Below are 13,458 nucleotides of genomic sequence, written 5' to 3' on the forward strand. Positions count from 1 at the left end.
CTTGTGCTTGCCCTTGGCGTTATTGTCGACCGGTTCTGGTATCTGCGTCGCACCATCCTGCGCGGCACCGTTTTTGTGCAGGAGCTCGCCCAGCACGGACGCTTGGACCGCAGTGCCCTGCAAACCCTCGCGGATGCCGCAGGCGATTTGCCGGAGGCGGCGCTCTTGCAAACGGCGGCGAGCCACTCTGGACACGTGCAGGGCGATCCACTTGCCAGTCGCCTGGAGGAGAGCATCCTGGTCATGGCGCCGCAACTGGATCGTCGCCTATGGGTGTTGGACACCATCATCACCCTGGCACCACTGCTGGGACTTTTTGGCACCATCATCGGTATGTTTCACGCCTTCTCCGTATTGGCCGCACCAGGACACGCACCGGCGGCGGTGACGGGCGGGGTGGCGGATGCCCTGGTCGCCACCGCCACCGGTCTCTTCATTGCCATGACCGGCCTGGTGGCTTTCAACGCCTTCAACAATCAGGTGCGGCAAATTCTGCTGCAGTTGGATTCGGTAAAGACCATGCTGCTCAACCGCATGGACGGACACCCGATCACCGACGGCGCGGGGAATATCCAGACCGCGATGCCGAAGATGGCAGCGACCGTGGCGAGGGCGGGCTGATGGAACGGCGCTATTTCGAACAGAGGAAGGGCCGGGTCGAGATCATCCCGATGATCGACATCATGCTCTTTCTGCTGGTGTTCTTCATCATGATCACGTTACAGATGATCCCGGACAAGGGGCTGAACTTGCAGTTGCCCGCCTCCAGTCAGGCGAAGCTGCTGCCGCATCCGCATTACACCATCAACATCGAGAAAGATGGGACGGTGGCGGTCAAGGGGCAGCACTATGATCTTGCCGGTCTCAGGCAACTGCTCACCCGTGACGGCAACCCCGGCAAGACCCAGATCACCATCGCCGCCGATAAAGCCGTACCGTTTCAAGACTTTGTTCACGTCATGGACGCCTGCCAGAAGGCCGGGGTCAGTGATATTGGTATTGCCGCAAAAACCGCGAAATAACTTCCTCAAAACTAGACAGGAGCATAGCCGTGAAATCCGACCACCATCACCATCCGATTTACAGTGCCCTGCTCGCTGCCGGTCTATGCAGCCTTTCAGGCATCGCATTTGCCGCTGGCGTAACCGCTCCAGCCACCTCGTCCAGCGTCAACGTCGGAGAGGTGTCCTCTAGCACGGGCGCCCTGGATACGCTGGGCCATCTCCCCACCAAAAAACAGGTGTTTAATTCCACTCAATCGGTCAAAGTAATCAGTAAGCGCCAGATGGCCACGGCGGGCCCTGCGGGTGGCGCCGCCCAGGCGCTCGCCGTGGCGCCGGGAATCAATGTCGTAACCGACGGCCCAAGTGGCGCGCCGCGCTCATCGATCAGCATCAACGGCATGAAGACCGGCTGGGGCAACATCGCGGGCAATGCGAATGACGGCACGGTCATGGTCACCTTCGACGGTGTGCCCATGATTGATCCCGCCTACGGCGTCTGGCAAGCCTCAGAGTTGCCGCAGATGTCCATGATCAAGGGCATTACCGCCACCTACGGCCCAGGTTATCCGCTGAATCGCTGGTATAATAATATCGGCGGATCCATCAACTTTGCGCCGCTGCAACCCACCAAAAAGGCCGGAGCATCCATAGGCATGTACTATGGAAGTTTCGGTTCCAAGGGTATCCACTTCAATATTCGTACTGGCGAGCACGATGGTTGGTCAGGGATCATAGCGGGAGGGGTCGGTAGTAGCGGAAATTATTTGAATGGGTATGGCTTCAACAATCCTGGAAACAACTATGCGTATTACGGGAAGATACGCAAAACGTTTAATGGTGGCCACATCAGCTTCGGAGGTTATGTCTCTCGATCGGTAGCTTACCGGTCTGTACCCATTCCGGTCGCTGCGAACCCTAACGTCACGATCTATGGGGTCAATCCTAATACAGGGAATGTCAATCCGGGGCCAATATATAGTCAACAGACCACTGGATTTTATACGACCTTACCATATTCCGTTTACTGGAAAGAAGCCTTTATAAAAACCTATCTGATTTATTCCAGATTCGAGCAGCATCTTTCACGCAGTATGGAAATTCATAATCTGTTATGGTATCGGTATGGAAATCGCCAACATCTGCACTATAACAATCTTGGCCAAAGCCCAAATGTTTTGAACCAGTATTACAATGCCTCCAGCTATACTTATGGAGACAAGCTCTACCTCACGGTAAATGCGCCGTACAATCACATTGCGTTCGGTGGTTACTTTCTGAATTCTAAATATAATTCCCTGCTGGATTTCTATAATCAGAATCAGGTGGCAACATATAACTCGTTCAGCCCAAATGCCGGGAATAACGTGACCATGAATGGCGCGCCGGTGTACAACAGTTTCTCTCTGCCCAGCGCGTTCCACAGTTCATATCTCTATATGACGGATCTTGCAGCCTTTGTTCAGGACGTCATCCGTCCCTTCCACAACCTGCGCATTACCCCTGGGGTGCGTGTGGTTTCATTTCAAACCAACTTCGTCAACAACACCGCCGCCCAGTTCCCCACGAGTGTGGCCAATATGATCGGTCATAATGGCGATTATCAACCGAACTCGTCAACGAATTTCACGGAGTTCGAGCCCTCGATCGGTGTCAACTATAAGGTGACGCCTAATATTGCGCTGTATGGCAACTATGCCACGGGCTATAAGGCACCGGCCGGCGCTACCGGAACTTATGCCCATGAGTTAACCTCCACTTTGCAGCCGCAGAAGTCGACACAGTATCAACTCGGTGTAAAAGCATATGTCGAAAACTATGGGCTGTTGCATCGGGCGGTCTTCAATGCGAATTACTACCACCTGGATGACACCAACGAAATCATCCCGATCCCGGTGGTGAACCACCTTTACTCGCGCTTCGCCTCCGGTTCATCAGTATTCAGCGGCGTCAATCTGTCGATGCAGGATAATCCGCTGTACAATCTGTACCTGTTTTCCAACGTGAGCTTCGAAAAGGCTGCTTACGCAAGCTATACTACAGGCCATGGGGTGTCCTACGCCGGACTTCCGGTTTCCAATGTGCCGGCGCAGACCGCCAACATTGGTGCCTACTACCAGATTTATAATTCGGGTATCCTTTATGAACCGAGAATTTGGTGGCAGTACACTGGCGTGCAGGATATTTATAATAACAACACCGGAGCCCCCACCCGTCAGAAATTGCCCAGTTTTGGTATATTCAATGCCTCACTGAAGGTTAAGGTATCCAAAAGATATCTGTTTGCCGGCATGCATGATGCCTCCGTGAATTTGACCGTCCTCAACCTTCTCAATAAGCAGTACAACAATTACGAGTACATTTCCGGTGGCGGCTATTACGGGGTATCCGGTCAACTCCTGGGGGAACCAGGTATGCCACGTGCGGTTTATGTCAGTGTAAACGCTTCATTTTAGCATAACCACGTAATACAGCCAGCCGGGGCGAAGGAATATTTCGCCCCGGATTTTGGCTGTCATATCGTCATATTATGGTCATTGTAGCGTAATATGAGTGTCATAATTCTCCTGTAGTATTTTGTTTGTTGCATGAGCAACATGGTGGCATCACATGAATTTTATGCGAGCATCTTTTTACACAGGAGCCAAAAATGAGTCAGCGGTTTTTTATTAACCCGTTATTGTTCGCAATGTGTACTGCGGGGGTTTGTACATTGAGTACCATAACAACGGCTTTTGGTGCCGACACGGTGCCTGGAGGTAACGTTTATCAGGTGCAAAATGCGAGCAGTAAATCCACCAGTGTTGGTGAAGTGAGCGCTTCAGCAAACGCGCTTTCTGATTCGGCCAAAGCGCTAGCCAGCACCGATGGTAAGCTGACGAAAAAGAAAATATTCAAATCCACCCAATCTCAGGCGGTACTCGGAAAGCGTGAAATCAAAGGGGTCGGGCCCGCCGCAGGATCTGCACAAGCGCTCTCTCTGGCACCCGGTATTGCTGTCCGTGGCTATGGTGGCATCGCATCGACCGCGCGTTATGAAATCGCCGTGCGCGGCGTGAAGGTCGGTTGGTCATCGGTGAATGGCGACGTCGAGCGCAATGGCTTGACGGTGCTGTTTGACGGGATCCCCATGAACAATTTGATTTCACACAATGGTGGTTGGGATTCCAACGAAATTCCGATCCTACAGATGATCCATGGCATCAACGTGACCTATGGTCCCGGAAATCCCGCCGGGCGATGGTTCGACAGTATCGGCGGTACCATCAACTTCATACCGCTGCAGCCATCTGTAAAACCAAGTGCTGAAATAGGCACCTCATTCGGAAGTAACGGCACGCTCGGCTACAACTTCGATCTCAAAACGGGGATGTATGATGGTTGGTCCGCTGTTCTGGCCGGAGGTTATACGAAAAACAACACCTTCCGTACGGGTTCGTTCAGGGCCCCAGCCCAGTCCTTTGCCTATTTTGGTAAGGCGGTGAAGACCTTCAGGCGTGGCACCTTCAGCCTCGGCGGTTATGTGGATAGCTCGCGCGAGTTCAGGCCTAATTTTATCCCGGTGACCCCCATACAGGGCATCACTACCCAAGGTCTGAACGCCAATGCGCCTTTGTATAGTCAGCAGACCAGTGGATATTACGCATCACTGCCGGAGTCCATCTGGTTTAAGCAGTTGAAGGTACAAGACTACATGCTGTATTCCAAGCTGAATCTCCACCTCAGTAAAGACGTTACGCTACATGAGTTGGCGTGGTATCGCCATGGCCACCGGGTGCATTATCGCATTAATAATTATATACCAGGGAATAGCGCGAACTCCGAGTATTACAATCCGACATCAGACACCTATGGAGACAAGCTGTATTTTGACTGGCATCTGCCGATGAATCTCCTGAAAGCAGGTGGGTCATGGATTCACCAACAATTCACCACGCCCTATGCAGGATACAACACGCTTCTCGGCACCAGTCCGTCGTTTCCCAGTCAGTACAATAGTGATGTGCTGTATAACAACTATTTGACGGGCTTTATTCAAGACACGATCACGCCGTTTTCCGGCTTCAAGATTACGCCGGGCATTGCCGCAGTCCAGTACCAGACCCAAATGTATAATAACGGGAACCAGGTATTCACCAATCTTCCTGCCGGCGCTCAGAATCAGACGCTGATCAATAGCTCTGCGGACACCATATCTGGCCTTGAACCTTCGGTCGGCGTCCGTTTTGCTCCGGTAAAGTGGGGTTCAGTATATGCCAGTTATGCCCAGTCTTATCAAAATCCCACGGACAATAATTTTGGGGCCTATAACAGCCACGGCGGCGGCATTGACTTCAATAGCTTGAAGCCGGTAAAAAGTACGGATTATGAAGTGGGAGCCAAGTTTATGGTGCATAACTGGATGATGCTTCATAATTTCACATTCAACATCAACTACTACTATGATCATTTGGCCAATGAGACCATAGCGACTTATCTGAGTAACATCGCCCAAACCAAATTTGCATCGGCGAACGCGGTGGTGAATGGCGTAAATGTCGCGATTGCCGACAATCCCTCCTGGAACTGGCACCTGTTCGCTAATCTGGCATTCAACCATTCGTACTATGCCTCATACACTCCGCAGGGTGGGGGTACGACGTTGCATGGCGCCAATGTATCTTATAGCCCGGACCTTACCATGAGCGCGGGTATTGATTATCGGTACTACTATCATGGTTTTCTATTCTCCCCCCAGTTTGTGGACCAGTATACGAGTTCACAGTATCTCTTTAACAACGTGACCGGTGCGCCATCGCATCAGAAGCAGCCGGGATACAACGTCTCCAACCTTATCCTTGGGATAAAAACAACCCGTTTGAATCAATACGTACCGACTCTGAAAGGCGTGAAGCTCTCTGTGGGGATATACAATCTTTTTGGCGCACGGTATAACCCCATTGAGTACATTACCAGTGGCGGGTATTTCGGCGGTAACAGTACTGGTGCCATTCTGGCTGATCCGGGCGCTCCCCGGCAGTATTTTATGACAGTATCGGCCAAATTCTAAGTTATTTTAATGCACTGCGTCCGGTGACGCGGTGCATTTTTACAAATTATGGTGCCATAATTTAGCAGATGGTTTTAACAATTCAGCAATATGAAAAAACGGTTTGATGATTGCAACGTGCGACGTCATCTGTTAAGATTTGATCTGTAAATAATCAGCTCTATTATATAGTTTATATCATAATAGTTACGGAGTTTTTATGTCTGAAAGTGTTCAAGATTGGCCAAGAAGTACGCGATGGATACATGTGGGATTTGCACTGGTGGTGACTTTTCTGCTGTTCAGCGAGCTCGACATGAAGGCCATATGGAAAAAATTTGGCGAGCTTCCATTCCGGCACTTATTGTTTCATGCCCACATGTGGGTTGGCATGTTCGCCACGATCATCGTTATCGCATTCTGGACCCAGGTTTTCTATAACAAAAGCATACGTTCACACCTTTTCCCGTACAGTGGCGAGTATTTGGAAAATATATGCAGAGATATAAAAGGGCTGGCGGATAGAAGGTTGCCACCCAGTGGAATGCGTGGCGGCTTACCGGGCATGATACATGGTCTCGGTTTGCTTGCCGTGACTGGTATGGCCCTCTTAGGGTTTATTATGTTTTTCTTGATCCCAAATTACGGAGTGGCGGCCCCCATAAGTTTCTACCAGATTCCCAAGAAACTGCATGATTTTCTTTCGTCATTTGTCTGGTTGTACTGGTGGGGTCATATCGGCATGGCCACGCTTCATGCCGCAAAATCTCCAGCCATTCTGCGCATATTCAGACCATAGTAGGTTTCCCCAGGAATGCTCCGGTAGTCGCCGGCCCTGGGGACGGTATATTTGAGTAGCGTGATTTCTCTGCGGCTGTGGGGATGTATTCAGATACAGAGTTCGGCCCGGCGAAAAAGCCGGGCCGAACTCGTCGTGTCATAAGGTAAAATTACTGGGTGTCCGCTTAAGCTGCCTAATGGTCGCGGCGATGATAATCTCGATGCTCATACTGCCGATCTTCTCTGTGTCGCTCACCATCTCTGTATCGGCGCTGATCATGGGATCTATAGTCTGAACGTTGGCCATAGTAGGCCTGCGGGGTCATATAGTAACCAGGAGCATAATTCTGGTCGTCAGCAAGCGCGCTTTGGGCAACGAAGAATGTGAGCCCCAAGAGCAATAACGGTGTTGTAACTAGATGTTTTTTCATAGGATTCCGTATGTTTAAGAAAAGAGGCGTTAACAATGTCAGGCTGCCACTATTTAACGCATTGCACAGGACGGGTTGTAATCTCAGTCATCTCCACCGTGATGCCACCCGCCGCGCCCTTCCCCGTAATGGCCGCCATAATAGCCTCCATACGGCGGAGCCACTATACAGCCAGAAAGCATGGATGCGCCAACAAAAAATAATGCCGTTACATAAATTAACCGCCTATAGCGCTTCATGGTACCCATAAAATTCCCTCCATACAATGACTGAAAAAGTCGCATTGTGACGCTTTCTGCTAATAAAGCGTTCAGCAGTTCGCTTCATCCACGCGCCTGCCATGGCCCAATAAAACAATTAAGCAGGTGGAATGTCAAGTTGTTAATTGGCCTTGCTGCAAGCTGTGATAATAGTCGATTCTTATGGTTGCTGGCGAAACGCAGCGGACCCTGAGGATTTTTGTTGAGGACAGTCCATTGGGAGTTAAATTTATCAATACGCCAGATTCCTGGCGACAAATCCAGCGTTTTTGGCGTCTTGCCCGACAATATTGCGAAATAATGCCGGTGACGTTCAATGTCTGGCGTTGCGCAAAGCCGCATGTAGCCCGCTCATGCGCCGCGTCTGGCGTTGAATGGTGTTTTCCAGGCGCGCACGGGGAGCGATGAGGGTGAAGCATGTGCGGGCCCGGGTGATGGCCGTGTAGAGCAGTTCGCGGCTGAGCACCGGGCTGTCTTCCGGCGGGAGGACGAGTACGGTGTGGGCGAACTCGGAGCCCTGCGCCTTGTGGACGGTCATGGCCCAGGCGCTTTCACTGTGGTTGAGACGGCTGGGCAGGATGGCGCGGGGCGGGCCGTCGCTGTTGGGAAAATAGACGCGCATACGCCTATCCGGGTCGGGCAGGGCGATGCCGATATCGCCATTGCTGAGACCGAGGCCGGGGTCGTTGCGGGTGACGAGGGTGGGGCGACCGACATACCAAAGGCCGTGGCTCTGCAAGATGCCCTGGCGTTGCAGATGGTCTTCAATGGCGCGGTTGATGCCGGTGACGCCCCAAGGGCCTTGGCGCAAGGCGCAGAGGATGCGGAAATCGGCATAGTCCTTGAGGATGGCCTTGACCCACGCGCCATGTTGTTGCGGGTCTTTTGGCGGCGGCTGCCCCGCCGCTTGCCAGACGCGGCCATGGGCGGTCTCGGTGCCGGCGAGATTCAGTATCTGGTGGATGGTGGGGGCGGATTGCCAGGCGAGAGTGCTGGTCTGCGCGCTTTGCAGGATGCGGATGGCGGTTTCGGGGTGACCGCCGTGGACGGCATCCGCCAAAGCGCCGATTTCGGCGTTGAAGCGGTGACTGCGTTGCAGGCGGACGATGCTTGATGCAAGGGGGCTGGTGCTGCTGTCGTTGGGCTGCGGTGTGGCACCACAACTGGCCTGCAGATAGTGGCAGGTCTCGGCATCGTACATACCGCTGCCTTGGCAGATCTCGGCCAGCACGGCGCCCGCTTCGACGGAGGCGAGCTGGTCCTGGTCGCCGAGGAGGATGAGGCGGGCCGTGGGCGGCAGAGCGCGGAGCAGGGCGGCCATCATCTCTTGATGGATCATGGAGGCTTCGTCCACCACCAGTACGTCGAGTTCGAGGGGATTGGCGGCATGGTGGTGAAAGCGACGACTTTCGGGACGGGCGCCGAGCAGGCTATGCAGGGTACGCGCCGGACGCAGGCGGGCGAAGGCGGCGGCCATATCGGATCTCGGACCCAATTGCGGAAGGGTGTTGACGGCGCTCAGCAGAGATTCGTCGATGCGCACGGCGGCCTTGCCGGTGGGGGCGGCGAGGACGATGCGCAGGGGGGTGCTGCTGGTCGCCATGAGCAAGGCCATGAAGCGGGCTGCGGTGTAGGTTTTGCCGGTGCCGGGGCCGCCGGTGATGATGCCGAAGTGGCTGCGCAAGGCGAGGGCGCAGGCGATTTTTTGCCAGGGGAGTTCATCGCCGGGTTCGTCAGGTGCCGGGAAAAGCTGCTCCAGCCAGGGTTTTAAGACCTCGGGGTTGACGGTATCGGCGACGCGCTGTTGGGCACGCTGGCGCAGCGTTTCGGCGATGAATTGCTGATCGCGCCAGTAGCGGCGCAAATAAAGGCGGGCGACGCTGAGGACCAGGGGTGTTTCTGCGCTGTTTGCCGGGTCGGATGTGTTGCGCTCGGTGATCTGCACGCACAGGCTCTGGGCGAGGGTTTCTGTCCATGCGGCGGCGTGGGGCCAGTCACCGAGCGCGGTCGCCAGCGTGGCGAGCTCCGGCGCGGGCCAGTCCAGGAGGCGTTCGGGCGCGCTGAGGAGGTCATCTAGCGCGACGCAGGTGTGCCCCTCCCCTTCGAGGCGCGCCAGGAGGGCGCCAGCCAGGGGCAGGAGGGCCGGGGCCTGCGGGTCCAGGCGGATGAGGAACTGCGCAAAGGCGAGGTCGAGGGGGCGTAGCCAGCCTTCCTCAGTCCAGGTGCGGAGTTGGTCCATCATGGTTGAGGTCATGGGCTTACTCATGGCTGGGCTATACGCTGCGGCAGGCCGAACAGGCCGTCGAGGGCGTCGAGCAGGGCGAGATCGGCGGGAAGATGGAGCATGCCTTGCTCCGGTCCTCGCAGTCCGCGCAGGAAAAAGAAAAGGGTACCGCCGAGCTGCGTTGCGGGCCGGTAGCTGTTGCCCATGCGCTGGCGCAGCAGACGGTGCAGGGCCAGTTGATAGAGGCTGGATTGCAACTCATAGCGATGGCCGAGAGTGGCGTCGCGCAGGGCTTCGGCGTGGTACTCCGCATCGCCGCCGCCGAGGACGTTGGATTTGTAGTCGAGGACGTAATAGCGTCCGGCATGGCTGAAAACCAGATCCATGAAGCCGCGCATCATGCCGTGGATGACGCGCTGGGGGAGTTTGGGGCGCTCTGCGCCGGGAAAAATGTGCTGTTTGCAGAGCCTGTCCAGGTCATCGCTGCGCAGGGCGTCGCTGGGAAACCAGAAGGCCATTTCGCTTTGATAATCCGTAAGGTCGTGGAGGGTTGTCGGCAGGGGGGCGAGAGGGCTGTGGACGATGGCTTGCAGCCATTCGGCGGTTTCCTCGGCCCAATTGCTCAGGTCGGCCTGAGTACAGGCCTTGTGCAATCGTTCGGCAAAGAGGTCCTGACCGGTTTGGGCAAAGCCGTTCTGGGCGAGGTGTTGCAGTTGGTCGTGGAGAAAGCTGCCGGCATTCCTGCCTTGCGGGTAGCGATGCCAGGGAGCGCCGGTCCGCGCGCGCCGGGGTGTCGGTGGCGCCGATGGGTCGGCCGCGAGATCGCGCACCAGATGGGAGAAGCTGGCGACGCCCCAGTGCTTCTCGAAGCTGGCGGTATATTCCGCAGGCGGATCAAGGGTGTTGTTGCAGTGCTGCACGGCCAGCGTCGTGGGGATGTCGTTCGCGAGCGTCTCGACGCGGATTTCGGGGGAAAGTCGGGCGCAGTCTTCGAGCAAGGTGGCGAGATCACGGGCGGGGCGTTCGCTGCCCAGCAGGTGGGCGATGGCGCTGTTTGCAAAAATCGGCGTTCCCGCGTTCTTGGGTGCCGCGAGACCCAGCCAGAGGGCGTGTTCGGCGCGGCTGAGGGCGACGTAGAGGAGGCGGAGATCTTCCTGCAGTCGTGCCCTTTCCGCGGCTGCCGTGTCGCCGCTTTCCCAGCGGATGGTGGGTTGCCCTTCGGCGCTGTGCGTGACGGTGAACGGACTGGCCCTGGCCGCTTTGCTGGTGGCGATGAAGGGCAGGAATACCAGCGGATATTGCAGGCCTTTGGCGGCGTGGATGGTGACTACGCGCAACAGCTCGGCATCGCTTTCCAGGCGCAGGATGTGGGCGCCGCTCTGATCACTCCCGGCCGCGATGGCTTCGCGCAGATGGCGAATGAGGGCTTCGGGGCCGTCGAGGGTGGCGCTCGCCTGTTGCAGGAGTTCGCCGAGGTGGAGCAGGTTGGTGAGGCGGCGTTCGCCCTCGGGCTGCGTCAACAAGCGGGCGGCGATACCGAACTGGTGGATGCCGTGGTGGAGCATGGCCAGCACGCCCTGCCGCCGCCATTGCCGGGACAGGTCCTGGAATTGCTCCAGTTGCGCCTCCCAGGCGGCTTCGTCCTGATTAAAGGCATCCAGGGCGCTCAGGGTCTGTCTCAGCAGCGGCAGGGCGAGGGCGACGCGCAGGCGGCGGGCATCTTCGGGTTCGGCGACGGCTTCCAGCCAGAGGAACAGTTCGCGGGCTTCCTCACTGGCATAGACGGAATCCTGCGCCGAGAGAAAGACGCTGCGTAACTGACGGCGGTTGAGGGCCTGACGGATGCTGGCGGCTTCATGGCGGTCGCGGACGAGGATGGCGATGTCTTTGGGCTGGACAGGCTTTGGATCTTTTCCATCTGCGGCGAAGCCCGCGCTTGGGTCGGCGAGCAGGGTGGCGATGCATTCCGCTGTCTGCTCGCTCAGCAGCGCCTTGTAATGGTCCTTGGTGAGTGACTCCGTTGCCGCCCAGAAGGTGAGCGCCGGGGCGGGCTGTCCGGCTGTTTGCCAGTGTTTTTCGTGACCATGGGCCTGCACCGGCTGATAGGGGAGCGGGTTGTCGGCGCCCGGCGCCGCATGGGCAAAAGCGCCTTGAGGGTCGTCGTGTTCGGCGGCGGTATAGAGGGTATTAAGGGCGCTGACCAGTGCGTGGCTGGAGCGATAATTGATGCCGAGCGCGTAGTGGCGGCCCTCGGTCAGGCGACGGGCTTGCAAATAACTGTCGATGTCGGCGCCGCGAAAGGCGTAGATGGACTGTTTGGGGTCACCGATGAGCAGAAGCAGGGTGTCGGGGTCGTTGTCGGCGGCATGGTAGATGTCGTCGAAGACCTGATATTGCAGGGCGGAGGTATCCTGAAACTCGTCGATGAGGGCGGCGGGGTATTTCTGCCGCAGGCGGGCGGCGAGTGCCGGTCCCTGGGTTTTGTCGTGCAGTACCCCGGCGAGGCGCTGCTGATAGTCGGCAAAGCTGACCTGCCCGCTCCGGGCCTTGAGCTGGCTCAGCCGGGCGTTGATCCAGGCGGCGGCGTGGCTGCGAATTTCGCCGTACAGTTGGGTGAATTGTTGAGCGATGGCCTCTAATTCACTGAGCAGGGTATCCAGTAGCTCGGCAGCGGGGTGAACGACGAGAGGCGGCTTGTTCTTGCAATAGTCGGGCAGTTTGCTGGCAGAAAGGCGTTGACATTTGTCCGGTTCGTCGGGGATCAGTATATCGGAATGGTCAGCCCAATCACGCAATGCGGCGAGGGTTCGGGTGACAATAGCCGCGCTTAGGCTATTACCATTCAATGGATTGTTCGCTTTGGGACCGTTTACGAGCCCTAACAACCATTCCGCAAAAGCATCATGTTCCGCCGCCCATTGCGCCTTGAGGGCGGCGAGCCGCCGCCGGGGCGCGGTGACGGCAGCGGGCAGCCAGTCCGCCAGCGTAGATTTGGGGGCAGGCAGGGGCGGATCGAGTCTGCACAGGGTTTCTGTTTCTTGCCGGACTTTATCGGGGCTGGAAAAGAGTTGGATGACCTCACTGAGGGCGGGTTCGCTCAGCGGGTAGATTTCCTGCCGCCAGAAGTCGCGCACGGCGTCGTCGCGCAGATCCGTTTCATCCAGGAGCAGTGTTTCGCGGAAATCGCTGCCGGTGGCAAAGGCGTGCTCGCGCAGGGTGCGCTGGCACCAGGCGTCGATGGTGAAAATGGCGCTGTCATCCATGGCGTCGGCAGCGAGGACCAGTTGGTGCGCGGCTTGGGCGCGGGTCTTGGGGCTGGAGTAGTCGGCCAACAGCGTTTCGAGAAAGGGGTCCGGAGGTGTCGCGTGGTCTGAACCGAGGAAATATCGGGCGGCACTTTGCAGGCGGTCGCGAATACGCTCCTTGAGCTCCTGGGTGGCGGCACGGGTGAAGGTCATCACCAGGATATCTTCGGGCAGGAGGGCGCGTGCGAAGCGCTCACCCTCTGCGCCGTGTCCAAGGATCAGGCGCAGATAGAGGGCGGCGATGGTCCAGGTTTTGCCGGTGCCGGCGCTGGCCTCGATGAGGCGGCTGCCGTGCAGGGGCAGGTGCAGGGGGTCGAGGATCGTGGTCATGGGTGCGCCCGCCATTCCAGGGTTTCCAGCCAGTCGGCGAAGGGGCGGTAGAGGGCTTCGGCATAGTCAGCGAAGCCGCGCTGCCGGGACCCAATGCG

General features: G+C 56.8%; 7 protein-coding genes. 5 read left to right on the top strand and 2 right to left on the bottom strand.

Translation table 11 applies throughout. From position 1 onward, the window contains the following. From HF921_RS10295 to HF921_RS10315, 5 genes are all read left to right on the top strand, one after another. Positions 1-621, top strand: a 621-nt coding sequence (locus tag HF921_RS10295; protein ID WP_215893768.1) for a MotA/TolQ/ExbB proton channel family protein, incomplete at its 5' end; no start/stop codon positions are given. After that, positions 621-1,022 (top strand): ExbD/TolR family protein, encoded by a 402-nt coding sequence (locus tag HF921_RS10300; protein ID WP_215893769.1) that lies wholly within the window; start codon positions 621-623, stop codon positions 1,020-1,022. The genes HF921_RS10295 and HF921_RS10300, both read left to right, overlap by 1 nt. Positions 1,023-1,051: 29 nt before the next feature. Further along, a complete protein-coding gene (locus HF921_RS10305) occupies positions 1,052-3,457 on the top strand; it encodes a TonB-dependent receptor (protein ID WP_215893770.1) in 2,406 nt (801 codons plus the stop codon). A 194-nt stretch (positions 3,458-3,651) separates the two neighbouring features. After that, positions 3,652-6,051 carry a TonB-dependent receptor gene (locus HF921_RS10310; RefSeq protein ID WP_215893771.1) on the top strand — a complete coding sequence of 800 codons (2,400 nt, stop codon included), beginning with the start codon at positions 3,652-3,654 and terminating at the stop codon, positions 6,049-6,051. A 199-nt stretch (positions 6,052-6,250) separates the two neighbouring features. Continuing rightward, positions 6,251-6,829 carry a cytochrome b/b6 domain-containing protein gene (locus HF921_RS10315; RefSeq protein WP_064219889.1) on the top strand — a complete coding sequence of 193 codons (579 nt, stop codon included), beginning with the start codon at positions 6,251-6,253 and terminating at the stop codon, positions 6,827-6,829. Between the two features lie 985 nt (positions 6,830-7,814). On the opposite strand, the gene recD is transcribed toward HF921_RS10315, so the two are convergent. Beyond that, the gene (gene recD / locus HF921_RS10320; protein WP_215893772.1) at positions 7,815-9,755 is read right to left on the bottom strand and encodes an exodeoxyribonuclease V subunit alpha; all 1,941 of its coding nucleotides are present in this window, start codon (positions 9,753-9,755) and stop codon (positions 7,815-7,817) included. An 8-nt stretch (positions 9,756-9,763) separates the two neighbouring features. After that, positions 9,764-13,375 carry an exodeoxyribonuclease V subunit beta gene (gene recB / locus HF921_RS10325; protein ID WP_226834459.1) on the bottom strand — a complete coding sequence of 1,204 codons (3,612 nt, stop codon included), beginning with the start codon at positions 13,373-13,375 and terminating at the stop codon, positions 9,764-9,766. Between the last annotated feature and the right edge of the window lie 83 nt (positions 13,376-13,458).

Origin of the sequence: Acidithiobacillus ferriphilus (assembly GCF_018854775.1) — a bacterium.
In the GTDB taxonomy this organism is placed as follows: domain Bacteria; phylum Pseudomonadota; class Gammaproteobacteria; order Acidithiobacillales; family Acidithiobacillaceae; genus Acidithiobacillus; species Acidithiobacillus ferriphilus.

Coding starts and splice junctions, on each gene's coding strand:
- recB (WP_226834459.1), bottom strand. CDS start 13,375: ATGGCGGGCGCACCCATGACCACGATCCTCGACCCCCTGCACCTGCCC.
- recD (WP_215893772.1), bottom strand. CDS start 9,755: ATGACCTCAACCATGATGGACCAACTCCGCACCTGGACTGAGGAAGGC.
- HF921_RS10315 (WP_064219889.1), top strand. CDS start 6,251: ATGTCTGAAAGTGTTCAAGATTGGCCAAGAAGTACGCGATGGATACAT.
- HF921_RS10310 (WP_215893771.1), top strand. CDS start 3,652: ATGAGTCAGCGGTTTTTTATTAACCCGTTATTGTTCGCAATGTGTACT.
- HF921_RS10300 (WP_215893769.1), top strand. CDS start 621: ATGGAACGGCGCTATTTCGAACAGAGGAAGGGCCGGGTCGAGATCATC.